Here is a 24870-nt window from a genome sequence, read left to right on the forward strand (position 1 = left end):
GTTGTGTCGACCGCCATCAGGCGACGATCTTTTCCTGCTTGAGTGCATTGATGGTGGACATGATGCCTGCGCGCAGCGTCATGGTCTGGGTGGCGACAACCAGCATTTCTGCGCCTTCTTCGAGCGCAAAGGTCCGCTCTGCTGGTGTCCAGGCTGGCATGACCCAGCTTTTGCCTGCTTCACGCGCGGCGCGGGCAATGCGGGACAGGTCCTTGCGATCCGCATCGTTGAACGCATAGGCGCCACGACCGCAGGCCAGTGCCAGATCGGATGGTCCGGGGAACAGCCCATCGACTGTATCGAGCGCGATGATCTTTTCGACGTCGGCCAGGCTTTCTGCCGTTTCGATCATGGCATAGCACTTGGTCCGCTTGTTCTCGGCCTCGAAGGCATCGGAAGAGGGGCGGGCATAGCCAAAGACGCGGCCACCGGCATAGGAGCGGATACCCAGCAGCGGATATTTTGCCGCTTTCGTCACCTCCCGCGCATGATCGACGCCGAGAATGTGAGGAAGGATAACGCCATCGGAGCCGAAATCGAGCGCCTGCTGAATGGCTTCCGTCGTCGGCGCGATGACTTTGGTCAGGGTCGGGATGCCCAGCGATTTGGAAAAGGCCAGAAACTGATCGAGCGTGGCAAGATCGAACGTGCCGTGTTCCAACTCGATCACCAGTTGCTTGACGCCGCAGGTCTTTGCGATTTCCAGAAAGCCGAAATGCGGTTGCGACATCCAGAGCGCGATATTGTCCATGTCAGAAGTCTCCATTGCAAAGTCGTTATTTGCCGACGGTCTTGGAAAGGCCGAGCGTGCGTTCGATGAGGAAGATGATGGCAAGGGTGGCGGCCACGAGAACGACCGAAACGGCGGCGGTCATCGGGTCGGTCTGGCTCTCCACATAGTCGAAGATTTCCACTGGCAGAGTGCGCAGGCGCGGACCGGTGATGAACAGCGAGATAACCACCTCGTCAAAGGAAAGGAGAAAGGAGAGTGCGGCACTGGCGATGAAACCGGGCATCATCAAAGGCAGTGTGATGCGGCGCACGACGGTGAATGGGGAAGCGCCGAGCATGGTCGCCGCTTCTTCCACGGATGGCGGCAGGGTGGAGAACGCCGTCAGCATGATGCGGATCACATAGGGTGTGGTGATGATCAAATGCGCGATGATCAGGCCCGTATATGTGCCGAGCAACCGTGCCTGAACGAACACCAAGAGAATGGCGAGGCCAAGCACGATGGATGGCAGAAGCAGGGGCGCTGTGAAGAGGTTCAGCAGAAACTCCCGGCCAATGAATTTCCGGCGGCGGATGGCAAAGGCCGCAGGCACACCGGCTGCCAGTCCCAGCACCGTGACGGTGACCGCAATTGTGAGGCTGATCCAGAGCGCGTTGATGAAACCGCTGTGGCTGAACATCGCCACATACCAGCGGATGCCCCAGCTTTCCGGTGGGAAGGTCATGTAGCTGTCATTGCTGAAGGACAGTGGCAGCACGATTAGAATGGGAGCCAGCAGGAAGAGATAGATGCTGGCGACGAGAAGCCGGAACGGAATGCTCAATTGGCCGATCATATCAATTTCCTTCCTAGTCGAAGCGCTTGACGACGCGGGAGTAGACGGCAAGGGCGATGCCGAAAATGATGAGGACGATGACGGAGATCGCCGCAGCGGTTGGCCATTCCAGCTGGATGACGGCCTGATCGTAGATTTCAGTGGCCAGCAGGAATACGCGCCCACCGCCCAGAAGCTTCGGCGTGATGAAGGAACTGATGGAAAGGACGAAGCAGAGGAGGCAACCAAGGGCGATGCCGGGTGCCGTCAGCGGAAGAATGACACGGCGAAAGCGGGTCCAGCTGTTGGCCCCAAGAGAGGCTGCCGCTTCCTCATAGACATTTTCCAGACGACCAAAGCCAGCGATCAGCGACAGTGCCATATAGGGAATGAGCACTTCGACCATGCCGATAAAGACGCCCAGCGTGTTGTTGGTCAGGCGCAAGGGGCTGTCGATGATGCCCGATGACATCAATATGCCGTTGACCACGCCCTGATCTCCCAGAATGACCATCCAGCCATAGGTGCGCACAACGCTGCTGACGAGAAGCGGCGACACGGTGATGACGAACAGCATGTTGCGCCATTTGGGCGAAACCCTGTGCAGAAACAGTGCAATCGGATAGGCGCAGCAGAGCGTGATGCAGGTCACGCCAAAACCCAGGATCAGGGAGTTGGAGATAAGCTCGATGCTGAAACTGTCGGTGAAGAAATCGACGTAGTTTTCCAGCGTGTAGTTGTTCGTCAGCACGCCGCCGCTTCGGCTTTCGATGAAGGATATCATCGCCAGCCTTGCAACGGGCAGCACGAAGGCGATGAAGTTTATGATCGCCATCGGTAACAGCAGAGCGATGATCAGAAACGGAAACGTTCGTTTGCGCGTCGGTGCCTGGGTAATTGGAAAAGTGTCGGTTACGGTTGCCATGGGTCAGCTCCCGAAAACTTGCATGTCTTGCGGCTTCCACTCACAGAGAAGTTTCTCGCCACTCTGGAAGCTGTGACCTGCACTGGCCGTATGCACTTCGGTGGTCAGAATGTTGCCGCCGATATCGACGTCATATTGCACGACGTCGCCGATATAGGTCACGCGCACGACCTTGCCGTGCGTGGAGTTGGTCGCAATGCTGACGAGGCTGCGGTCGCGGCTTGGCGTCAGGCTTATGCGGTGGGGGCGAATGGCGGCTTTGGCTTTGCCCGATGTCAGCCCTTGCGTCTTGCAAGGGTAGACGGAGCCGCCGATCCGCACGCGGTCGAGCGCTTCGATCTCGCAATCTAGAACATTGGTGCGGCCGACGAAATTGGCGACGAACAGATCGGCCGGGCGCTCATAGATGTCTTCTGGCGTGCCGAGTTGCGCAAGCTTGCCACGGTGCATCACACCGACAAAATCACACATGGTCAGCGCTTCCACCTGATCGTGGGTCACGAAGACGGTGGTGATTTGCAGGCGTTGCTGAATTTCCCGGATTTCGATGCGCATATCGTCGCGCAATTTGGCATCGAGGTTGGAAAGCGGTTCGTCGAGAAGAAGAAGGCGCGGGCGGATGACAAGGGCGCGGGCTAGTGCCACACGTTGCTGCTGGCCGCCGGACATTTCCTTGGGTTTGCGGCTGCCGTAACCGGGCAGCCGCACCATTTCCAGCGCCTCTTCCACGCGGTCCCGCGCCTCGATGCGGGATATGCCGCGCATTTCGAGACCGAAAGCCACATTCTCCGCCACCGTCATGTGCGGAAACAGGGCGTAATTCTGAAAGACGAGACCAATGTCGCGCTTATGCGGTGGCTTGTGGGAAATATCGTCGCCGTCAATCGAGATTTTCCCTTTGGTGATGTCCAGCAGGCCTGCGATCATGCGCAAGGTCGTGGACTTGCCGCATCCTGAAGGTCCCAGAAGTCCAAGAAGTTTGCCCTTGGGAACGTCGATGGCGAGATCATCGACCGCCAGATAATCGACGCCGTACCGTTTGGTCACGCCCTCAAGTTTGAGAAAGGTCTGATCACCGGCGGGCGAGGCGGCCTGATCATCCAGCTGTCGTTGTTGCGTATACATGTCGTCACCATCCGCGGATTGAGGTCGTCATCGTGGGAGGGAAACGCGCTGCCAAACGCTAGGGACGTGGCTGCAATCGCGTGCGGGCACGCGTTGCGGTCATCGAACCAATGTCATGTTGGTAAAGAGCAGCGCGCTTCCAGCTTTCAGGTCTTAGCGACCCGCTGGAATGATCTTGCGGCGCCATGGCTGAAGGAGATCATCGCGCATCTCGCCAATGGTCATCCAGTCGACCTTGATGAGCTTTTCCTGCTGCGCCGGGTCCATCATCGGAATGCGCTTGGCCGTGGCCTCGTCTACCTCCGCCTTTTTGTTGGTGGGGGCGTAGAACATAGCCTTGGCAAAGGCTGCCTGTGCTTCCGGCCCAATCGCGTAGTTGATGAAGGTCTGCGTTGCCTCGGCTTCGGACGCCTTTTCGATGGCGCTGATAACGTTGATCTGCGACGCGGTGCCTTCCGCAGGGGCAATCGAATTCAGACGGCCTTCCGTCTGATCGAAATAGAATTGCGAGCGTGCGTTCCAGCCGATTGAAACCGTGGCAGTACCGTTGGCAATCAGCGTATAGGCATCGGGCTTGGGCTCCCAAGTCTGAACGCGCGGTGCCAGTTCCACCAGCTTCTCAACGCCGGGATCAATGGTTTTCTTGTAATCTTCTTCGCCCGCCAGACGGTTGGCGATGATTGTCAGCACGATGGCCTGAATGTCACCGCCACCCTGCGCTGGCAGAATGACTTTGCCTGCCTGCTTTTTATCCCACAGCGCTTCCCAGCTGACCGGTGGGGTGGGGAAAGCCTTGCTGTTATAAATCAGCGTCAAAGTATCATAGGTCAGCGGAATGGCGGCACCGCCAAGCTCCTTGCCGATATCGAAGAGATCGGCGTAGTTCGGAGTTTTGGCTGTGTCGAGTTCTGCGACGAGACCTTCTTCCTTTGCGATCTTGGCGACCGAAAGGTCGTAGATAACGGCGTTCACCTGCGGCGCATCTCTTTGAGCGCGCATATTACCGAGCGATGTGGCTGCGTTCTGCACGCCGTAATAGTTCACCTTGATATCGGGATGAGCCTTCATGAAGGGCTGGACGACGGCTTTCATGTAGTTTTCTTCGAACGGGCCGCGGTAGCCCATGACGGTGATTTCCGCAGCGCTTGCATAAGCTCCCGACAGCATTGTCGCCGCGAATAAAGTAGCAGAAAGGACTTTCATGGAGATGCACTTCATATCGATATTCCCCTTTCACCTTGTTGTTGAGGAGACGATATGCAGCGTATCGGGAGGGGTCCAACGACTAAATTCTATCGCCTGTTTAGAATTTCTTTTCGAAAGGTGAAACTCTGCCGGAAGATAGATTTCTCTTAGAATGCTGATTTCAGAATATTATTTTCTGCACTCGCTGCCGCTTTTTGGTTCTCGCGGAAGGATTTTTTGGCGTGAGCAAGATTGTTCTGATCCGCCCTTTATCGTTTTGCGCGTCTTGCGGTAGCTTCCGGCGCTCGCCGATTGCGACCTCCTATTATCTCGCTAAGAAATGGCTTGTGAAGCAAAGAGCAGACGATAGCATGTAGTCACGGGTGTCAGGTGGATGCCAGTCAAAGCACGGATACAGTTCCAGACCAAAGGTTTGAGCTGCAATAACAGGGAACGTAGGAGCAAGCTTGTGAACATTATGCCGAATTCCATCGAAGGCCGCGATATTGCCTATCAGATGCATCCGAACGTGAATCTGAGGAAATACGAAAAGACCGGTGGTCTGGTCATCGAATCCGGTGAGGGCATTTACGTCTTCGACAATAACGGCAAGCGCTATATCGAAGGCCTTGCGGGTCTGTGGTCGGTCGCAATCGGCTTCGGTGAAAAGCGGCTGGCGGAAGTGGCCAAGGCGCAGATGGAGAAGCTGCCCTATTACCACACCTTTGCCTATAAGACGCATGCACCGTCCATCGACCTGTCCGAAATGCTGATCAAGCTCGCGCCGGTGCCGATGTCAAAGGTCCATTTCACCTCGTCGGGTTCTGAAGCAAACGACCTCGCCTGCAAAATGGTGTGGTATCGCTCCAACGCTCTCGGCAAGAAGGACAAGAAGAAGATCATCGGTCGCATCAAGGGCTATCATGGTGTGACCATTGCCGCAGGCTCCATCACCGGTCTGCCGCGCAACCATGAAAGCTTCGATCTGCCGCTCGACCGGATGATCCACACCTCCTGCCCGTCCTATGTTCATTTCGGTGAGGCCGGTGAAAGCGAAGTCGATTTCACGGCGCGCATGTTGAAGGATTTGGAAAACCTGATCCTCAAGGAAGGCCCGGATACCATCGCTGCTTTCTGGGGCGAACCGGTAATGGGTGCAGGCGGCGTGCTGGTGCCGCCGGACGGTTACTGGGCCGGCGTGCAGGACATTCTGAAGAAGTACGACATTCTTCTCGTTGTCGATGAAGTCATCTGCGGCTTTGGACGCACCGGCAATATGTTTGCGTGCCAGACCTATGGCATCGAGCCGGATGTGCTGGTGCTGTCGAAGCAGATTTCGTCTTCCTACCTGCCGCTCTCGGCCATTTTGATGAATGACCGCTTTTATCAGCCCATAGCCGATGAATCCGACCGCATCGGCGTCTTCGGTCACGGCTTTACCGCGTCCGGCCATCCGGTGGCGACGGCTGTTGGGCTGGAAAATCTAAAGATCATTCAGGAGCGTGATCTGGTCGGCAATGCTGCGCGGCTGGAGGAGAAATTCCTGTCCCGTCTGGCAGAGTTGGCCAAGCACCCGATTGCGCATTCCTCGCGCGGTGTTGGCCTGCTTGGCGCGCTGGAAATCAAGCCATGGAACGATGCAAAGGCAGGAGACGCTGCTGCGGCTGTTACAGTGGCGCTGGAGCATGAGGGCGTGATTGCCCGTGCTGTTGGCGAAGCCGTCTGCTTCTGCCCGCCTTTGATCATCACGGCTGAGCAGATCGATGACATGTTCGATGCGCTGGGACGCGCACTGGACGCCGTGGCTGCCTCCCGCGGCTAACGGCATCAGGCTATTCGATAAGAGCAAAAGGGCGTGGAACTCTCCGCGCCCTTCTTGATTCAGCCCTCAATGCGGTGCGTCAAATGTCGGTAAGCGCGCGGGTGAGGGGATGATTGGGGTCCGTCATGCCGTCAAGCACGTCGAAATGGTGGCGGTTCGGTTCGGCATAGCACGATGTTTCGGCGCCAAGCCCGGTCCAGATGTTGGCCAGTAGCGCGTTCTGACGGATGAACTCGTGCCGCTCTGCGCCGCCCACCCAGGCGCAGATGCGAGCATGGCCAACCGGGCGCAAAAGCGCCGGGCTCTCAGCCGCCGCCTCTGCGTCATCGATGTGAAGTGATTCATTGAGCTGGCTGCGCATCAGCGGGCGCAAATCATGCAGGCCCGAAATCGGTGCGGCGATTTCAATGCGGTCCAGAATGGCGGTTGGCAAAGGAGATCCTGCGCTGACCATGCGAGCCGACAGATGTCCTCCCGCAGAGTGACCGGTGACGATGATCGGTCCAGCAATTTCTTCCGCCGCCTTTGTAATAGCAGCACCCATCTGGCGACCGATCTCTGTGATGCGAACATCCGGGCAAAGATCGTAGGATGGCATTGCCACCGCAAAGCCGCGCTCAACGCAGCCATTTGCGAAATGAGACCAGTAGCTCCGGTCGAGGCTTTTCCAGAAGCCGCCGTGAATGAAAACGACGAGTCCGCGCGGCGTGCCTTCCGGCAGGAAGACATCCATGGCGTTGCGTTCACCCGGCCCATAGGAAACGTCCAGCTTTGCCCGCCCCTTTGCCAACATGGCCGCGCGATAGTCCGCCGCAGGCTTGACCCAAGCGGCAGGCCAGCGATCTCCACCGGCAATGTGAATGCCGTTGGAATAGGCATCCGTGTAGTCAGCAACAAGGTGATAATTCATGACGCAACCTTTCTAGTGATGACCGAATATTGAAAATTCTGTCCTTCGCGTAAAGCGCGAAAATGAACGTTCGCATGGTCACGGCATGAAAGCGCGCGCCAATATTGGCGCACGCTGTTTCGATATCTGATAATTACGCTGTCTGTGAGCGTTTGCGATTGCTGCGCAACCAGAAGATCAGGCCTAAAACCACCAGCACCGCCACAGTCGCGCCAGCACCCAGACCGATACGGGCATAGGTGACGAGCGGCGAGCTTGGGCCACCCTGCCGGATGGACTGCACATCGTCTGCTGTTACCGCAAGCTTATCGTTGCCATAGCTCTTCAAAATGAAGTTGGACAGCGACGCGACTTCAGTATTGGTCAGCGAGTTGACCGCATTCACCTGATCGCCGAAGGGCGGCATGAAGGCGTGGCCTTCGGCGGTGTGGCGGTCTACGCCGTAAAGGATGGCCGCGACGAGGTTGTTGGAATTATCGCCCGCCGTTGCCGCATTGTGGAACAGACTAGGATAATAACCATCTGCCGTGCCATCCGCATCATAGCCGTGGCAGGAGGCGCAATTGGCGCTGTAGAGCTGCGCGCCAGCCGCATCACCCTTGAGGCCGTCGGCATAGGGCTTGCCACGGAAACCAGCAAGCGCATTGCCTGCTGTGCCCTTGTAGAAGCGCGAAGCACCCGTTTCCGCTGTCGCATGTGCTGAAGGCACCGTGCGGACATAGGTCGCAATGGCGTTGAGGTCGGCATCGGTCAGGTGCTGGAAGCTGTAGCCGATGGCTTCTGCCATGCTGCCTGCCGCCTGCGCCCTGTTATCCAGACGCCCGGTTTTCAGATAGGTAACGAGATCCTGCTGGCTCCAAGTGCCGATGCCCGTAACCTTGTCGGAGGTGATGTCAGGCGCAAACCATGGCCCTACCTGTCCACCGCTCAAGTTCAGGCTCTTCTGCTCCTGCATGAGAAGCCCGCGTGGCGTGTGGCATGTGCTGCAATGTGCGGCGCCTTCCACGAGATACTTGCCGCGGTTCCATTCAGCCGATTGCTTGGGATCATCGACATGGGTTTCGCTCGGGCGGAACAGCAAGTTCCAACCCATCATCGAGGCTCTGATGTTCATCGGGAAGGGCAGGTTCGTCTCGGGTGCCTTCTCCTCCACGGCATCGACGCCCTGCATGAAATAGGCATAGAGCGCATGGATGTCTTCATCGGTCATTACCGAATAGGACACGTAGGGCATGGCCGGATAGAGATTGGCGCCATCGGCGCGAACACCTCTGCGAACCGCATCGGCAAACTGCTTTTCGGTGTAGTTGCCGATTCCGAATGCCTTGGATGGCGTGATGTTGGTCGACATGATCGTGCCGACCGGAGACGACATCGGCAATCCACCCGCCATCGGCTTGCCGCCGGTGTGGTTGGTGTGACAGGCGATACAGTCGGACGCGGTTGCGAGGTAGCGTCCCCTGTCGATCAGTTCCTTGGAGGCTTCCTGGGCGCTTGCTGTCAATGGAGCCAGAGTGCCGATTGCCAGCGTGGCTGCGAGAGCGAGAGAGTGTGCAGTTTTCATGATCATGCTCCCCGCATCTGGTCGACAATGGCGTCGCCTGCCTTGATGGCAAGGGCGACCATGGTGATGGTGCTGTTGCCGCAGGCTGTGGATGCCATCGCGCCGCCGCCCGGAATGAACAGGTTTTCATGGTCATGCGCACGACAGTCCGCATCGACGACCGAGTTTGCCGCATCATTGCCCATGATGGTGCCGCCCATGATGTGCTTGCTCTGTGCGAATTTGGGGCTGATTTTCACATCGGTTGCACCCATCGCTTCTGCGATGCGCTTGCCGATGGGCAGTGAATAGACCTCCGCCGATTTGCGGGTATATTCGCCCACATCATAATAGATCGATGGCTTTGGCAGGCCCAGCCAGTCCTTCTGGTCAGACAGGGTCAGACGGTTATTGGCATCCGGAAGAACCTCATGGGCTGCCACGATATCAGCCGTGCAGGCCGTCATGCGGCGGATTTCCTCGTCCAGCGCCTTACCGACGAGACCTTTTTTCAGGGCCGCGAAAGTGACGAAGCGGTTGCGGGCAAAGTTGTTGTAGCGGAAATAGGCGCCCGCATGCTGAGAGCGGAAATCGCCCTGCGAGGTTTCCATGATGCCGCTATTCACGACAGGGCCGACACCCGACCAGAACGGTTCTTTCGTAGTTACGCTTAGCGTCAGCTGTGGATGGTCCATCATGTTGCGGCCGACCTGATCTGACCGGTTGGCAACGCCATTCGGATTGCGGTCATCCGCCGACATCAACAGCAGCTTTGGATTTTCCAAACCGTTGCAGGCCAGCACGAACAGCTTGCCGCTGATGCGATGCGTTTCCTTGTGCTGGTCGTAATAATGAACGGCTTCGATCTTGTTCTGCGCGTTGGTCTCGACCTTGTAGACCACGGAGTCCACCAGCAGCGTCGCGCCTTTTTTCTCAAGACGGTTCAGCGCGGTTTCGGCGTCATACTTTGCCGCAACGGGACAGACAGGGACGCAATTATTGTTGGCACAGCAGGCAGGTCTGCCGTCATAAGGCATGCCGCTGTTGCGCGCCTGAGCAACCGGAATATTGTTATAGCCCAGCGTCTTGACGATTTCGGTGAAGCGCTCTTCGCCCGGAGAAAACGGCAGCGCCGGCATGGGATAGGGTGCGGAACGTGGCACGCGCGGCCATTGCAGGGCAGTGTCCGACGGGCCGCAGATACCCAGCTTCTGCTCGGTGCGAACGTAATATGGCTCGAGCGTATCGTATTCGAAAGCCCAATCGCGACCGACGCCGTACATCGATTTGAGCCGCATGTCTTCCGGCGTCAGACGCCAGGATGTGCCAGCCCAGTGCCATGTCGAACCACCGGCATAGCGGATGAAGGTCTGTGCGTAGGAATCGGGTCCGCTCAGTTGCAGATAGGCGTTCTCAGGCTTTTCGGCGCCTGTCGGATGCGGTGCCCAGGGGCGTGGCGGATAGGCGACGGAGGTATCGCCCTTCACGCCGAGCGGCGCATTGCGGAAATTCTCCACCACTTCGGCGCGGGAAACACGAGGACCGGCTTCGATCATCAGCACGGAGTGGCCTGCATCAAGCAATTGTTCGGCGATGACGACACCGACAACGCCCGTTCCGACGATCACGACGTCGGCACTGTTTTTGGTAACCATGGGAATGATGTCTCTTGAAAGGGTTTCGTCAGAAGCGCGGCATTGGCGCGGACAAAGGCACGTTCGGGCGTTTCCATAAATTTGGCCCCGATACGCCATAGGAAGGAATGGTGTTGACGTCGCTCGTGGTCTTGAACGTCAGCGCCTCTTCATAGGTGAAGACCTTGGCGTCGCGCTTTTCGGAGGAACAGCCGCTGTACCAGGCAAAAATCACCCAATGGGCGAAGTCCTTCAGTTCACCGTCAGGAATGTCCGCGAAGAAGTCTTCGACCTTGCTCGCCTGCTTCTGCTCGGCAATCGCAATGATCGCATCCAGCATCGTCGCGATATTGGCATGCTGCTCTGCTGCCGTCTCAACAATCCGGGCACCCACGGCTGGGTTCAGCTGATGGTCGATCAGAAGGTTCGACAGGTGCATGAAGCGCGTCTGCATGCCGGCATCGACGGCAGCGAACGCGGAGGTGGGACAGAGAGAGGCCATCATGCCGGTGGCAAAAATGGCCGCGCCGCCAAGCAGCGCGCCGCGGCGCGACAGCATCAGCTTTTCGTTGGGAGTTTTTGACATTTCAGTCATATCTTTCCTGACCATGGAGAAGCTTTTGACGCCGCAAAAACCATTCGGCCCGTCCGGCGCGTTGCGTAAGTGAAAAATGTCGTGCAATGTCGCCAACTGTCGTGCCCTGGAGGGTGGCATTTGGCGCGGGGAGGCGCAGCGACGTGATGAATCTCTTTTTATGATTAAACACAGAGGCGAAGTGACAGGCTCATTCTGTCGCGACGGCGGGGTAGGCATCCCCACCGTAATTAGTTGGATAGCTGATTTTCAGCTATCCAACTAATATGAAAATGTCAACGTGGTATATGGAGGCATATCTGAGTGATCGTTACGGCCGATGAAATTCTGCATTCCCATGGAATACTGCTGCGCCGCAGCCAACAGGTGGCTTTGCAGGTGTTTGCACAGGAGGCGGAATATCCTGGTTTTTCCCCAACCCAATACAGCGCGCTGGCAGTCAGCTACATTGAACCGGGTATCAACCAGAATGCTCTGGGTGAATATATCGCGCTCGACCGGTCCTCTGTTACGAAGTGTGTCGAAGGCCTCGAAAGTCACGGTTTGATACGCCGTGAAATCGACCCCAAGGACAAACGGGCTCGCTTGCTCTTCATCACGCCGGATGGCGAAGAAATGCTGAAGAAGCTCAACGCTGCCGCCCGTAAGGCCCAGAAGCGCTTCAAGGACGCGCTGGGCGAAACCGAATTCGTCGCCTTGGTGAATGGGCTTCACGCCTTCTCGCAGTTTTTCGAAAAAAGTGCCGCTAAGGAAAATCCATAAACGTTGCCGGTTTACCCCCGTGACGATGGAACTGGTGACCCTCCTAAAAAGAGGCGGTTAAACCGCCTCTCTTCAATTCCTTGCCTTTAACCTCAGAACTCTTCCCAGTCCGATGTCACCGCCAGTGCCGCATTGCCATGCGTCATTGGAATGCTGCGACGTGCCGGGGCAGCTGCCGGGCGTGGTGCAGGCCGGGAGGCCGACTGCGGCGCTGAACGTGTCGTCGCTTGGGCCGGACGGCGGGCATCCTGCTGGCCCAGCTGGAAGTTCGACAGGAGGCCGTTCAGATTGGCGCTTTCCTGTGCGAGCGAAGCACCGGCAGCGTTCATCTCTTCCACCATCGCCGCATTCTGCTGCGTGGCCTGGTCCATGTGGTTGACGGCGGTATTGACCTCGGCAAGCCCAACGGACTGCTCCTGCGCAGCCGTGGCAATCGCTTCCATGTGGATATTGACCGACTGTACCAGCTCGGCGATCTCGCCAAGACCAGCACCCGTGTCGCTGACCAGCCGCACGCCTTCACCAACCGCAACTGCAGAATTGCCGATCAGTTCCTTGATCTCCTTGGCAGCCTTGGCGGAACGTTGCGCCAGTTCACGCACTTCCTGCGCGACCACGGCAAAGCCCTTGCCTGCCTCACCGGCGCGCGCAGCTTCAACACCGGCATTCAGTGCCAGAAGGTTGGTCTGGAAGGCGATCTCGTCGATGACGCCGATGATCTGGCTAATCTGCTTGGAGGAGTCTTCGATCTTCTCCATGGCAGCCACGGCATTGCGTACCACATCACTGGAGCTGCTTGCCTTTTCGCGGGCTGTGCGGACCACGCCACGCGCTTCGGCAGACCGCTTGGAGGTGGAGGTCACATTGGCAGTGATCTGCTCGAGAGCTGCGGCTGTTTCTTCCAGCGATGCTGCCTGCTGCTCGGTGCGCTTGGACAGGTCGTCGGATGCGGCAGAGATTTCCTGCGAACCGCTTGTCACCGTGGAGACCGACTGGCCGACGCTTGCGAGCGTTTCACGCAACTGCCGGACAGAACTGTTGAAGTCGATGCGCAGGGTTTCGAACTGCGAGGCCAGTGGCTCGTTCAGCTCGCAAAGCAAGTCGCCAGCTGCCAGACGCTTCATGCTGGCGGCAAAGGTGCCGGTGGCCTGCACCAGACGCGCCTCGGCTTCGGCTTCTGCCGCACGCTGCACGGTTTCGCGCTCTTCTTCCGAACGCTTGCGATTGACCTCAGCATCAGCCTCCAGCTGTTTGTTGCGGATGGCTGCCTCACGGAACACTTCCACCGAGCGAGCCATGCCGCCGATTTCGTCCTGGCGGGCCGTAAATGGAATTGCCAGAGCCGTATTGCCACCGGCAAGATGGCCCATGGAGCGTGTCAGGCCATCGATTGGCGCAACGACGCGACGCATGACGATGGCCATGCCTGCTACTGCAAGACAGACTGCCGCAATCAACAGTGTGCCGTAGAGAATGAGCGACGACAGAGCCGCTGCTGCCAGAGAGTTCGCCTTGTCATTGACCGCCTTCATCGCGACCAGCGCCACATTGGCGAGTGCCGCATGGCCTTTGGAACCTGCTGCAAGCCATTCCGCCACAGGCACATTGACGACCTGATTGGACGTGACGGTCTTGTAGATATTGAAGCGCATGTCCCAGAGAGGGCCAGTGAAATAGGTATTCTCGGCCTCTTTCAGCGCCTGCTTCAGTTCGTCACCGACGATAGGGTGATTGATCAGCGCACGCACCTGCGCCCATGCGGCCAGCACTCTTGCGTGCTGATTGGCTGCCTCGACAACATCCACCATGGCAAGCGGCGCGTTCGTGGTCGCTGCCTTGTTGAGAACGATCGTCTGGCCACCAGCGGCGGAACGTGCGGCCCAGGCATTCGTGCGAATCTGCAGAAGGTCCATCAGACCATTATCCAGTTCACGAATATTGGCTTCCGTCAGCTCGGATGCTTTTTCGAGGTCTTCCAGCACCGTTTGGCCGAAAGACAGTTGCTTGGTATTGATGGCTTTGTCGCGGCTTTCCAGTGCAAGCGTCAACTGGGTGTCGATCTGTGGACGCGATGAAACGATCGCATCGTAGTTCGACTTGATCTTGTCCATGATTGCTGCGAGCTCCGGCTGCTTCACCGTAGCTGAGCTGGACAGGAAATCCTTCATGGCATCATCGACCATTTTGCGGTCGGTCTGGATGTCGCTGAGAGAGTTGCCCGCTTTCTCGATGGAGGTGATGAAAGCAGTGTTGGTATGCCCGCGCTCCAGACGATAGCCCAGAAGAAAATCGAACAATGCCTTGTTGACGGCGGTTAGCGCCGAGACATCCCTGAACGTGCTGTAATTGTTATAGGAAACGTAAAGTGACCTGGAAACCATGCCGCCGAGAGCGACGCTGATGACCAAAAACACCGTGACCAGAATATTCCGAATAGAAAACATAAGTACCCCTGTACCCTAAACCCTTGAGGGCAAACTGGAGGAGGGGATATAAAAACGAGTTAATTTCAGACCCCTAAAAATAGTGTGGGTGAGAGTTCCGATTGGGAAAACCGCCTCTGGCCGGGGAACCGCCAATAAGCTTCTTAGAATTTTCGACTTAAATATTTTGATCCGTCCAGTCCAAAACGCCAAGGTTGATCGATGGCTTTTGAAATGCCGATCCGGAGACCGGCGATTGTCGAAGTCGTTGCCGGGCCGCTTGTGACGAGGATGGGTTCGCTCGTCATCGCTACGCCATCCATCTCGGCTGTGATGCCCAGCGATTGCGTCAGCTTTCCCGGTCCGGAACAGAGGTTGGTTACGTCGCTGATATTACGACGCAGTTTCATCAGGTCGATGCCTGTCGTCGGCTCTAACGCGCGGATCAGCACGGCAGAGCCAGGGGTGCAGACGATGTTGGCGCACCAATGCAGCCCATAGGACCGATAGACATAGAGATGGCCGGGCGGGCCGAACATCGTTTTGTTGCGCGGCGTCGGGCCATTGAAGCTGTGCGAGGCCGGATCATCCGGGCGATAGGCTTCCGTTTCTACAATGATACCGCCGGTATTTTGGACGTGGAATACGCAGCCGATGAGCTCTCTGGCAACAATCACGGCGTCTCGGGAATAAAAGCTTTGCGGAAGGACGGTCATGTTTGCACGCGTGTTTGGCGGGAACAACGCGGGAGCCTGCGCTGTTGTGTTTCTGTTAAGCCGTTCGGCAGACACGATATAGTCATAGAGGAAGAAAAGCATGGCATTTGCAAAAGTTGCGCTGGTGACGGGAGCAGGCTCGGGTATCGGAAAAGCGGCGGCGCTTGCTTTGGCAAAAGAAGGATATGCCATCGGCCTCTTGGGACGCACGAAAGATGAGCTTGATTCTGTGGCGGATAACATCCGAGCGGGCGGCTTCGAGGCTATGACATTGCTCGCGGATGTGTCGGATGAAAAGCAGATGGGTGCCGCCACTTCCGAGCTCGTCAGCAAATTCGGCAGACTGGATGTCGTCGTGGCCAATGCGGGCATCAACGGCGTGTGGGCTCCGATTGAGGATTTGAAACCGGATGAGTGGGACCAGACGATCAACATCAATCTGCGCGGGACTTATCTGACCATCAACAAAGCCGTGCCGCATATGAAATCGACCGGCGGCTCTATCGTCATCGTGTCATCCATCAACGGCACCCGCACCTTTACTTCACCCGGCGCAACCGCCTATTCCGTGACCAAAGCTGGCCAATTGGCCATGGCGCAGCAGCTTGCGCTGGAACTGGCGCGTTATGGCATTCGGGTAAATGCAATCTGCCCCGGCGCCATCGAAACCGAAATCGATGACAATACGGATATTCGCTCCAAGGATGAGACAGAGATTCCGGTTGAGTGGCCACAGGGCAATATTCCGGTATCGCGTGGCCAGCCAGGCAGCAGTCAGGATGTCGCTGATCTCATCGTTTTTCTGGCCGGTGACAAGTCTCGCCACATCACCGGCAGCCCGGTCTGGATCGATGGCGGGCAGGGGCTTCTGGTCTAAAGCCTCCAGCCTCACTTTGTTGTGTTCGTATGATTAACGAACCTGTAACGCAAATTCACGACTCTTTGTCCCTCGGAATGGTTGCCGTCATGCGGCCAACTTCTCTATGTACGGTTTCGCTTACAGAGGCGGGCAAGGCGTTTTAATGAGCATTTTACATCTTTCGAGGTTCGTACCTGCGAAGTTGCGGAGCGTATTCAACGCATCGGCGAGGGCAACAGCCGTCGCTGTTGTGTGTGGCGCTCTTGCGGCCTGCACATCCATGGGGCTTGATACCGCCAACAGAGCCCCGCCGAAATTGTCTTCGAAAGTCGCTGCCTCCATGTCCGCCAAGGGCATGAAGCCTGAAAGCCCGGTGCTGGTTCGCATCTTCAAGCAGGAGAGCGAACTTGAGGTCTGGAAAGTGGACAAGACGGGCAACTACGCCCTGTTCAAAACTTACCCCATGTGTCGCTGGTCCGGTAAACTGGGCCCGAAAACCAAAAGCGGTGACAGGCAGGCGCCGGAAGGGTTCTACCATGTCTCGGCAGGCATGCTGAACCCGAACTCGCAATATTACGTCTCTTTCAATCTCGGCTATCCCAACCGGCTGGAATCGGCTCTCGGTTACACGGGCGAAGCCTTGATGGTGCATGGTGCCTGCTCATCGTCTGGCTGCTACGCCATGACGGACCAGCAGGTCGGCGAAATCTACGCCATCGTTGATAGAGCCCTGAAGGGTGGACAGAACCAGTTCCAGGTTCAGGCCTATCCGTTTCGCATGACGACGCGCAATATGGCTGCGTACAAGAACGACCCCAACTTCACCTTCTGGAAAACCCTGAAAGAAGGTTATGACTATTTCGAACTGACCAAGCGTCAGCCGAAAGTATCCGTCTGTGGCCGTCGCTATGTGTTCAACAGCGAATTTGCGGGCGGTGAGCCATCCGATCCGCTGGCCAGTTGCCCACAGACGATCAACCAGCCGGAACCGGCCATTGCCGCCAAGCTCGATGCCGAACAACAGAAGCTCACAGTTGCGTTAAACGAAGGAACTTCAAGCGCGGTCAACGCTTATGTCGACGGCGGGATGCACCCCAGCTTCCGCGCTTTGTTGAAGAACGATGGCGCAAAGAGCATGGCAGCAAAAGTTTCCGGCACGAAATACCCCATCAGCCGCCCCGATGCGGCGCTCGCAGACCCGTTTGCGGGTGCGAGATGATTATCTGGACAAGGACATCGATTGACAATGCATGACACCACCCGCCGGTCTTTCCTCTTCAGCTCTGGAGGCCTGGCCCTGACGGCGCTTGCCGGATGCACTACCACGCCGCGCGAAGTCGCACAGAATACCCGGCCGGTGGCTGATCCCTTCTACGCGGAAATCTATGGCCCGAAGCCGGATGAGCAGTTCCCGCTGCCGGCTATTCCTTATGAGAAGATCGACCGCCGTTTCTACCGCCAGATGGTCGAAAACCCAACGGGCGAGCGTCCGGGAACGATCGTGGTCGATACGGCCAACCATTTCCTCTATCTGACCTATGAGGGCAATCAGGCCATGCGCTACGGCGTGGGTCTCGGTCGCGCCGGTTTCGAATGGGCGGGCAGGGGTGTTATTCAATATAAGCGCCAGTGGCCTCGCTGGACGCCGCCAACGGAAATGATCGCCCGTCAGCCTGAGCTTGAGCCCTATAGCGCGGCCAATGGCGGCATGGCGCCAGGTCTCATGAACCCGCTTGGCGCGCGTGCGCTGTATATTTTCAAGGATGGCGTAGACACGATTTACCGTCTGCACGGTTCGCCGGAGTGGTGGACAATCGGCAAGTCGGTTTCATCAGGCTGCGTGCGACTGATGAACCAGGACATCATCGATCTCTACAATCGTGTGCCAGACCGCACACCGATTGTCGTGATGTCAGGAACGCCGGGCTCCCAGAACATTGCCATGGCGCCGATGGCAGAACCTTACTAAGCTCGTTGAGCAATAGATCAGTGGGAAGGAGCGTTTTCTTCCCACTGCACGCAAATCGACGCGCCCTGAGATGAAGGCGTGGCAGACTGGCTGACAGTTGCGCGCAGGCTTTGTGCCATGGCGGTTATCAGGCGTGTGCCGAGGCCCGTGCCCTTTGGCGGATTGCTGCCGCTGATGCCGATACCGTCATCTTCAACGACCAATCGCACCATGTTTTCCTGCGTTTTCAGCAGAATACGAATTTCGCCGACACCGTCAGGGTAGGCGTATTTAATGGCATTGGTGGTCAATTCGGTGACGATGACGCCGAGAGCCACGGCCTGATCCGGCGATGCCTTGACGGTTTCCATATCGGTCACGATGCGGATTTTTTCGCTGTCTTGGCCTGAGCGCGCGAGATCGTGAATGATGGAGGAGAGATAGGAATCAAGCTCCACTTCGCCCACATTGTAAGCGGTGTAGAGACTGCGATGAACGCCTGCGATAGCTGAGATGCGGCTCTGGGTTTCCAGTAGCGCCGTGCGCGCCTCTTCGGTCGCCACCGCGTTCAGCTGCATGCGGATCATTGCCGACACCAATGACAGGCTATTGGCGATACGGTGGTTCATTTCCTTGGCCATCAGCTCGGCGCGTTCTTTCGCCTGCACCAATTGCCGCTCAGCTTCTTCCTTTTCGCGACGCAGCTGGAAGTTATCCAGGGCCTGCTGAATGGAATTCAGCAGAAGCGGGAAGAAGTCGTCACCAACGGTCTTGATGACGTAATCCGCCGCGCCAGCCTTCAGCGCATCGATGGCAATCTGGGCTTCGCTTGCGCCGGTAACGTAAAGAACGGGAATATCCCGGCAGGCGTCACCAATGCTGGCGAGGAACTGCAGGCCCGTTCCATTCTGGAAATAGTGGTCGAGAACCACCGCATCGAAAGTATTCGCCCCAAACTCTTCCAGTCCGGCGTGAACCGACGCTGCATGAACCACCGTTATGTCATGGCGACCAAGCACGCGCTGCGCGAGCTTTGCGAGCGTTGGGTCGTCATCGACATACAGTATTCGCAACGTCATCAAGCTTTCACGGGACCTGAATTACAGAGAAGAAGAGACCGAGGTTTCTGATTGCGGTTGCAAAACCCTCATAGTCTACAGGCTTGGTGATATAGACATTTGCGCCAAGATCATAGCACTTCTGTATCTCGGTTTCGTCATCGGTCGTGGTTAGTACAACCACCGGAAGCCGTTTTGTGTATTCGTTGCTCTTGATCTGCTCGAGAATCTTGATGCCCGACATATCCGGCAGATTGAGATCAAGCAGGATCAGCAGATAACGATCCTTGCTGACGAGCCCGTCGCGTTCCGGGCCGAGGATGAAGTCCAGCGCCTGGTGACCGAGCGTGAAGGGCACGATCTCATTGTTCACGCCAGCGCGGCGCACATTCTTTTCGATGAGGCGCGCATGACCCTCATCGTCTTCGATCATTACGATCGTAACTTCTTGTCCCGTGGCTTTCATATGTCGCTCCCGCGCGTAATTTTCCGAAGATCTGTCGGCAGTGTCAGGTGGAATGTGCTGCCCTTGCCGAGTTCGGATGTGACCGTAATGTCTCCGCCTAAATTTCTGATGAGCGAGCGCACATGGGCAAGGCCTATGCCTTCTCCTTGCTGGTCCTGCGCGCCTGCCCGGCGGAAGAGTTCGAAAATGCGTTCAAAATCATCGTCGGCAATGCCACGACCATTGTCGCTGACGTCAACGCGAACAATGCCCCGACCCTGCGGCAGAATGCGGGCGGAGAGCTGCAATGGCCTGCCCGGCATCTGATACTTGACGGCGTTGTCGAAGAGGTTGCCTAGAATCTGGTCCAGTGAAATTCTGTCGCTGATCACAGTGAAATTCTGGACGTCCACATCAATGGTGCCATCAACAGCACTGACCTGATGCTGAACACTGGCCGCTGCGCCAACGAGAAGCTCCTTGAGGTCGACCTTTTCGGCCTGAAGCTTTCTGCGTCCATCGCGGGAAATCTTGAGAATGGCGTTGATCAGCTGATCCATCTTGCGGGTGGAGGAGCGAATGAAGCCGATGGCTTCAGGCAGATCCTCCTCAACCGCGATCTTGGCGTCCTGCGCATCCCGTTCGGAAACCGGATTGTCACCGGCAAGAACATAGGCCTGCACCGGCTTCAGCGATGAATCGAACTCCGACAGAAACCCCATGATGTTGACCAGCGGCGCACGCAGATCATGCGTCACGATATAGGCAAAGCGCTGGATTTCCTGATTGGCGCGAATGAGGTCTCTCGTTCGCTCATCCACGCGCTCTTCCAGCCCGCGGTTCAGCTCATCCACCTCTTCGCGGGAGCGCATCAACTCGCGAATATATTTCATTATCAGCGCAAGCGCACCGCCAATCACGGCAAGGATGGCAACGGCACCGAGGATCGTTACCCAACGCAGGTTTTCCGCCGCAGACAGCTGGTCTGCCACGATGATGCGTAGACGATCATCGGTCGTCTGCTGGTAGCGATTAAGGGTGTCGCGAATTTCCCGCATATAGGCGAGGCCGGTATCGCTGCGAACGAGGTCGATGGCCTCCTGTGTACGGTTATCCCGCACGAGGTCGATACCGCGACCGATTTCGGCGAGTTTCGCATCCAGATTGGACTGGAGCTTGGGGAGATCATTGACATATTCCGGGCGCTCACCGATGCGCTCGACGAGAAGCGCACGTTTCTTGCCAAGCGTCTCCAGAGCTTCCCGATAGGGCGCGAGGTAGCGCTCGTCGCCGGTCAGGAGAAAACCGCGCTGCCCGGTTTCCGCATCCTGTACCATTGTCAGAACGTCCAGAATGGAGGCGCGCAGCCTGCGTAGTTCAGCAGTTTCCTGCGAGTATTTGTTGTTTGCCTGCACCAGCCAGAGTGAGGTCGCAACCATGCCGACAAGCAACGCAACACCCAGCCCCAACATGATGAGTGTTCGGCGAATGAACGCAGATAATTTTGCCACCGCATGCCCCGCAGTTTTTAAGATATTTCGTAAGTAGTCCAGCCTTGATGGGTTGCGCAAGTCGTTGCTGCATCATTGGTTAAGTTGTTCACTTTTATCGAACAAAGCGTCACCCCTCATGTCACGGGTTCGTGTTTGAACCGCCGTTGCAAGCACGCTGAAACTCGGACTAGCGTCGCGCGCAGATCGGGCAGCACCCGCGCACTGCTTCGTTCAATATTCTAATTTAGATTTCAAAGGTATAGCGACAAAAATGCTGCAAACCATGCTTCTGACAATCATTGCCATTCCCTTGGTATTTGGTGTTGCAATTGCCTTTCTAGCCCGACAGTTGCCGGGCGCCCGCAGGGTCATTCTCGCACTGCTAATTCCCGTCTGCGCAGCGGCGGTGTTCATTATTCTTGAAGGATTTCCGGCCTTCCCGCCGGTGCGCGCCCTGCACAAGCTGCCCTATGTCCTGGTAATCGGCGGCTTGGTTCTGGCTGTCGCTTCCTGGCGCTTGCGCGTCCAGTCCGCTGTTATCTCAGGTGTCGCAACGTTGATTGCTCTCGGTCTGCCGGTCTGGTGGATTGGCAAAAACATTCTTGCAAGCAGCCAGCAGAAACTGATCATAACTGTGGCGCTTGTTGCCATTGCAGTTGCCGGGGTTATCTGGTTCGCATCGAAATGCAAGGCCGAGACTGGCGTGCAGAACCCGGTCTTGCCGCAAGCCGTCTTTGCGACTTCGCTCGCCACTTCTCTCGTCGCCATTCTTGGCGGCTACATGGGCATGGCCATGTTCAACGGAGCGCTGACGGCACTCTTCGGCGGTTATCTGTTGGTGATCTACATCGCCTACCTGCGCGGAGACCGCACAGCTTTTGCACTGGGTCATGTCAGTGGATTTGCCTTTGCATGGGTTGCCTATATGGGACTGCTCACGACCGCGATGCTTGCGCCAGTTGCGTCATCTGCTGCGCTCATCGCAACCGGCCTCACGCTTGGCTTGTTGCCTCTATCCGCCCATACCAGCCGTCTGCCCAACGTTCCCGCAGGCTTGCGCCCCATTCTGTTCGGCCTGCTGGCCGCCGTTCCCGCGATTGCGGGCATCCTCATCGCCGGAGTTCAATTTTCCGGCTGATAACCGTCCGACATGTCGTCGGATATCTTCCCAAATGGAGACATATATGAAGCTTCTTGCAACGACCGCCGCCCTTTTCGGCCTTCTCGCCGGCACAGCTCTCGCTGCCGATGCTTATGAAATCGACCCGACCCACGCATGGGTCAACTTCAAGACCAACCATGCAGGCTGGGCCAATGCCCATGGCAACTTCAAGACGGTCTCCGGCACCATCTCCTTCGACAAGGAAGATGTGACGAAAAGCTCCATCGAACTGAAGATCGATGCAGCCAGCATCGACACCAACAATGAGAAGCGCGATACGCATCTCAAGAGCCCGGACTTCCTGAACGTCGAGGAATTCCCGGAAATCACCTTCACCAGCACCGCCATCGAAAAGACGGGCGAAAAGACTGCGAAGGTCACCGGTGACCTTACTCTGGCTGGCACCACAAAGCCCGTTACGCTCGACGTGACTTGGAACAATGAATCGCCGCTTCCATGGGATGCGACGAAGATCAAGACCGGCTTCTCCGCAACGGGTGGCTTCAACGGCGTCGATTTCGGCATCACCAAACTCACAGAGTTCGGTCTTGGCCCAGACTTCAAGCTCGACATCGATTTGGAAGCACTGAAGAAGTAAGGCGGGTCAGGTCTTTCGTCTTGATGATCGGGCGGCTGCGCATTGCCGCCGCCCTTTTTGTTTGTGGAATCGATGGCCTATATGCAAACAAAAAGCCCACCGGCGCTGTCACGCGGTGGGCTTGTTTTTCATCGATAGAGTTGGATTACAGGCTGCGGCCAATATCCAGGAACTTCTGGCGGCGTTCTGCGCGCAGCTGGGTGCCGGACTGAGGCACGAGTTCCTTCAGTGCGGCTTCGATTGTCTTGCCGGTTGCTTCGATCACTTTCGCGGGATCACGGTGGGCGCCGCCCATGGGCTCTGGAATGATCGCATCGATCACGCCCAGCGCCTTCAGATCGTCCGAAGTGATGCGCATATTGGTTGCAGCTTCCTTAGCGCGGGTGGAATCGCGCCAGAGAATGGAAGCAGCACCTTCCGGTGAAATGACCGAATAGATGGCGTGTTCGAGCATATAGACGCGGTTGCCGGTGGCGATGGCGATTGCGCCGCCAGATCCACCTTCACCGATGACCACGGAAACAATCGGAACTTTCGCGTTGAGGCACATTTCTGTCGAGCGGGCGATGGCTTCCGCCTGTCCGCGCTCTTCCGCGCCAACACCCGGATAGGCACCTGCCGTATCGATCAACGTAACGACTGGCAGAGAGAAGCGGTCGGCCAGTTCCAGAACGCGGATTGCCTTGCGGTATCCTTCAGGACGCGGGCTGCCGAAATTGTGCTTCAGGCGCGATTTGGTGTCGCTGCCCTTTTCCTGGCCGATGATAGCAACCGGCTGTCCGTTGAAGCGACCGAGGCCTGCCTGGATTGCGGCGTCTTCAGCGAACTTGCGGTCGCCTGCAAGCGGCGTGAAATCCGTAAACAAGGCCTTGGCATAATCCACGAAATGCGGACGCTGCGGGTGACGCGCGACCTGCGTTTTCTGCCAGGCGTTCAGCTTGGAGTAAATGTCCTGCATCGCGTCGTTGACGCGGGATTCAAGACGCGAAATCTCCTCCGAGGTATCTATGCTCTCGTCTTCGGCAGCGAGCTTTTTCAGCTCAAGAATCTTGCCTTCCAGGTCCGAGATAGGTTTTTCGAAGTCGAGGTAGCTGTGCATGAGATCCGTTTCCGATCGTTTTGCGCAAGGTTTGACCGGGTGGTCCCGGCGGTTCCGGTCGCTCTATTCAAGGTTTTTGGCCTGTTTGGCAAGAGGGTGGTGCGTTTGTACCAGCTCTTGAAGCCGTTCTTCCAGCACATGTGTATAGATTTGTGTCGTGGAAATGTCCGAATGGCCCAGCAGTTCCTGTACGGCGCGCAGGTCCGCACCGTTCTGAAGAAGGTGGCTGGCAAAGGCGTGGCGCATGACATGCGGTGAAATTGCCGAAGGCGAAAGACCCGCCCGGATGGCAATGTCTTTCAGGTCGCGGGCAAAAACCTGTCGCGGCAGATGTCCTTCCTTGCCGTTGGAAGGAAACAGCCACGGGCTTTCCGGCACGCCCTCTTTTTTGGGGATAAGTGCTTTGCGCGCCCGGTCATAGGTGTCCATGGCTTCCATGGCAGCGCGGGAGAGCAGGACCATGCGGTCCTTGTTGCCCTTGCCGCGGATCATCAGGAAGCGACCCTCGTGCCGCAAAACCTTTGCAGACAGCGACACGAGTTCGCTGACACGCATGCCGGTGGCATAAAGAAGCTCCAGCAGAAGATGCATGCGGATTCGCGAGACCTGACCGGGCCCTTCCTTGCTGGCCTCGGTGGATGCCTGAGCCAGAAGTGCCGTAACATCGGCAACGCTCATGGTTTTGGGAAGGGAGCGACCTTTCCTAGGCGCATCCAATATGCCCGTCGGATCATCGCCACGCAGACCTTCCGAATAAAGAAACTTGTAGAACTGCCGCATGGAGGACAATCGGCGCGCTTGCGAGGATGCGGCAAATCCCTGGGCCGAAAGATGTTCGAGATAGGCCGAGAGATCGCTGGTCGCTGCGTCAGACATCGGCACCTTGCGCTGCTGAAGAAAATCTCGGAGGTCGTTCAGGTCGCGGTCATAGGACGACAGCGTGTTGGCCGCAGCCCCACGCTCGGCGCTCATCATCTCCAGAAAACTGTCGAGCCTTGCGGCATCCTGACCGGCCATGGGT

The 24870-nt window shown here is 57.2% G+C and carries 23 protein-coding genes; 7 read left to right on the forward strand and 16 right to left on the reverse strand.

Annotation, left to right across the window (positions count from 1 at the left end):
* Positions 1–16: 16 nt before the first annotated feature.
* The 5 genes from ABUK73_RS18960 to ABUK73_RS18980 all read right to left on the reverse strand — a co-directional run bounded on the left by ABUK73_RS18960 (position 17) and on the right by ABUK73_RS18980 (position 4800).
* Positions 17–751, reverse strand: a complete 735-nt coding sequence (locus ABUK73_RS18960; protein WP_353578659.1) for an HpcH/HpaI aldolase family protein — start codon at positions 749–751, stop codon at positions 17–19.
* Between the two features lie 25 nt (positions 752–776).
* The gene (locus ABUK73_RS18965) at positions 777–1568 is read right to left on the reverse strand and encodes an ABC transporter permease (RefSeq protein ID WP_320194523.1); all 792 of its coding nucleotides are present in this window, start codon (positions 1566–1568) and stop codon (positions 777–779) included.
* Between the two features lie 13 nt (positions 1569–1581).
* On the reverse strand, positions 1582–2472 hold the full coding sequence (locus ABUK73_RS18970; RefSeq protein ID WP_353578660.1) for an ABC transporter permease: 891 nt from the start codon (positions 2470–2472) through the stop codon (positions 1582–1584).
* Positions 2473–2475: 3 nt separating this feature from the next.
* Entirely contained in the window at positions 2476–3597 is a 1122-nt protein-coding gene (locus tag ABUK73_RS18975) for an ABC transporter ATP-binding protein (RefSeq protein ID WP_353578661.1), read from the reverse strand.
* Positions 3598–3750: 153 nt separating this feature from the next.
* A complete protein-coding gene (locus ABUK73_RS18980) occupies positions 3751–4800 on the reverse strand; it encodes an extracellular solute-binding protein (RefSeq protein WP_353578662.1) in 1050 nt (349 codons plus the stop codon).
* Between the two features lie 451 nt (positions 4801–5251).
* Here ABUK73_RS18980 and ABUK73_RS18985 point away from each other — a divergent pair, with 451 nt between their 5' ends.
* Positions 5252–6604, forward strand: coding sequence for an aspartate aminotransferase family protein (locus ABUK73_RS18985; protein WP_353578663.1), 1353 nt, complete (start codon positions 5252–5254; stop codon positions 6602–6604).
* A 79-nt stretch (positions 6605–6683) separates the two neighbouring features.
* On the opposite strand, the gene ABUK73_RS18990 is transcribed toward ABUK73_RS18985, so the two are convergent.
* The 4 genes from ABUK73_RS18990 to ABUK73_RS19005 form a co-directional block, all read right to left on the reverse strand.
* The gene (locus ABUK73_RS18990; protein WP_353578664.1) at positions 6684–7514 is read right to left on the reverse strand and encodes an alpha/beta hydrolase; all 831 of its coding nucleotides are present in this window, start codon (positions 7512–7514) and stop codon (positions 6684–6686) included.
* 133 nt (positions 7515–7647) lie between these two features.
* Positions 7648–9078 (reverse strand): cytochrome c, encoded by a 1431-nt coding sequence (locus ABUK73_RS18995; protein ID WP_353578665.1) that lies wholly within the window; start codon positions 9076–9078, stop codon positions 7648–7650.
* Between the two features lie 2 nt (positions 9079–9080).
* The gene (locus ABUK73_RS19000; protein WP_353578666.1) at positions 9081–10712 is read right to left on the reverse strand and encodes a GMC family oxidoreductase; all 1632 of its coding nucleotides are present in this window, start codon (positions 10710–10712) and stop codon (positions 9081–9083) included.
* Between the two features lie 28 nt (positions 10713–10740).
* Positions 10741–11277, reverse strand: a complete 537-nt coding sequence (locus ABUK73_RS19005; protein WP_353578667.1) for a sugar dehydrogenase complex small subunit — start codon at positions 11275–11277, stop codon at positions 10741–10743.
* Positions 11278–11589: 312 nt separating this feature from the next.
* Here ABUK73_RS19005 and ABUK73_RS19010 point away from each other — a divergent pair, with 312 nt between their 5' ends.
* A complete protein-coding gene (locus ABUK73_RS19010) occupies positions 11590–12048 on the forward strand; it encodes a MarR family winged helix-turn-helix transcriptional regulator (protein ID WP_113086495.1) in 459 nt (152 codons plus the stop codon).
* Between the two features lie 92 nt (positions 12049–12140).
* On the opposite strand, the gene ABUK73_RS19015 is transcribed toward ABUK73_RS19010, so the two are convergent.
* A complete protein-coding gene (locus ABUK73_RS19015) occupies positions 12141–14492 on the reverse strand; it encodes a methyl-accepting chemotaxis protein (protein WP_353578668.1) in 2352 nt (783 codons plus the stop codon).
* A gap of 143 nt (positions 14493–14635) precedes the next feature.
* Positions 14636–15187 carry a DNA-3-methyladenine glycosylase gene (locus ABUK73_RS19020; RefSeq protein ID WP_353578753.1) on the reverse strand — a complete coding sequence of 184 codons (552 nt, stop codon included), beginning with the start codon at positions 15185–15187 and terminating at the stop codon, positions 14636–14638.
* Positions 15188–15287: 100 nt separating this feature from the next.
* Here ABUK73_RS19020 and ABUK73_RS19025 point away from each other — a divergent pair, with 100 nt between their 5' ends.
* From ABUK73_RS19025 to ABUK73_RS19035, 3 genes are all read left to right on the forward strand, one after another.
* Positions 15288–16064, forward strand: coding sequence for an SDR family oxidoreductase (locus ABUK73_RS19025; protein WP_353578669.1), 777 nt, complete (start codon positions 15288–15290; stop codon positions 16062–16064).
* Positions 16065–16209: 145 nt separating this feature from the next.
* Positions 16210–17265, forward strand: a complete 1056-nt coding sequence (locus ABUK73_RS19030) for a murein L,D-transpeptidase family protein (protein WP_353578670.1) — start codon at positions 16210–16212, stop codon at positions 17263–17265.
* Positions 17266–17292: 27 nt separating this feature from the next.
* The gene (locus ABUK73_RS19035; protein ID WP_113086491.1) at positions 17293–18015 is read left to right on the forward strand and encodes a L,D-transpeptidase; all 723 of its coding nucleotides are present in this window, start codon (positions 17293–17295) and stop codon (positions 18013–18015) included.
* A gap of 17 nt (positions 18016–18032) precedes the next feature.
* Here ABUK73_RS19035 and ABUK73_RS19040 read toward each other — a convergent pair whose 3' ends face one another.
* Genes ABUK73_RS19040 through ABUK73_RS19050 form a run of 3 tightly spaced genes read right to left on the reverse strand, consistent with a single transcriptional unit; the run spans position 18033 to position 20969 of the window.
* The gene (locus tag ABUK73_RS19040) at positions 18033–19073 is read right to left on the reverse strand and encodes a response regulator (protein WP_353578671.1); all 1041 of its coding nucleotides are present in this window, start codon (positions 19071–19073) and stop codon (positions 18033–18035) included.
* A 7-nt stretch (positions 19074–19080) separates the two neighbouring features.
* The gene (locus ABUK73_RS19045) at positions 19081–19518 is read right to left on the reverse strand and encodes a response regulator (protein WP_353578672.1); all 438 of its coding nucleotides are present in this window, start codon (positions 19516–19518) and stop codon (positions 19081–19083) included.
* A complete protein-coding gene (locus tag ABUK73_RS19050) occupies positions 19515–20969 on the reverse strand; it encodes a sensor histidine kinase (protein ID WP_353578754.1) in 1455 nt (484 codons plus the stop codon). The genes ABUK73_RS19045 and ABUK73_RS19050 overlap by 4 nt, the downstream gene beginning before the upstream one ends.
* 292 nt (positions 20970–21261) lie before the next feature.
* On the opposite strand from ABUK73_RS19050, the gene ABUK73_RS19055 reads away from it, so the two are divergent.
* The gene (locus ABUK73_RS19055) at positions 21262–22128 is read left to right on the forward strand and encodes a hypothetical protein (protein WP_353578673.1); all 867 of its coding nucleotides are present in this window, start codon (positions 21262–21264) and stop codon (positions 22126–22128) included.
* A 46-nt stretch (positions 22129–22174) separates the two neighbouring features.
* Entirely contained in the window at positions 22175–22750 is a 576-nt protein-coding gene (locus ABUK73_RS19060) for a YceI family protein (RefSeq protein WP_353578674.1), read from the forward strand.
* A 145-nt stretch (positions 22751–22895) separates the two neighbouring features.
* Here ABUK73_RS19060 and ABUK73_RS19065 read toward each other — a convergent pair whose 3' ends face one another.
* Together ABUK73_RS19065 and xerD are read right to left on the reverse strand one after the other, a co-directional pair.
* Positions 22896–23849, reverse strand: coding sequence for an acetyl-CoA carboxylase carboxyltransferase subunit alpha (locus ABUK73_RS19065; protein ID WP_113086485.1), 954 nt, complete (start codon positions 23847–23849; stop codon positions 22896–22898).
* Positions 23850–23912: 63 nt separating this feature from the next.
* Entirely contained in the window at positions 23913–24866 is a 954-nt protein-coding gene (gene xerD, locus ABUK73_RS19070; RefSeq protein ID WP_353578675.1) for a site-specific tyrosine recombinase XerD, read from the reverse strand.
* Positions 24867–24870: the final 4 nt, after the last annotated feature.

The sequence above is a fragment of the Agrobacterium vacciniicorymbosi genome, from assembly GCF_040427045.1.
Classification (GTDB): Bacteria; Pseudomonadota; Alphaproteobacteria; order Rhizobiales; family Rhizobiaceae; genus Agrobacterium.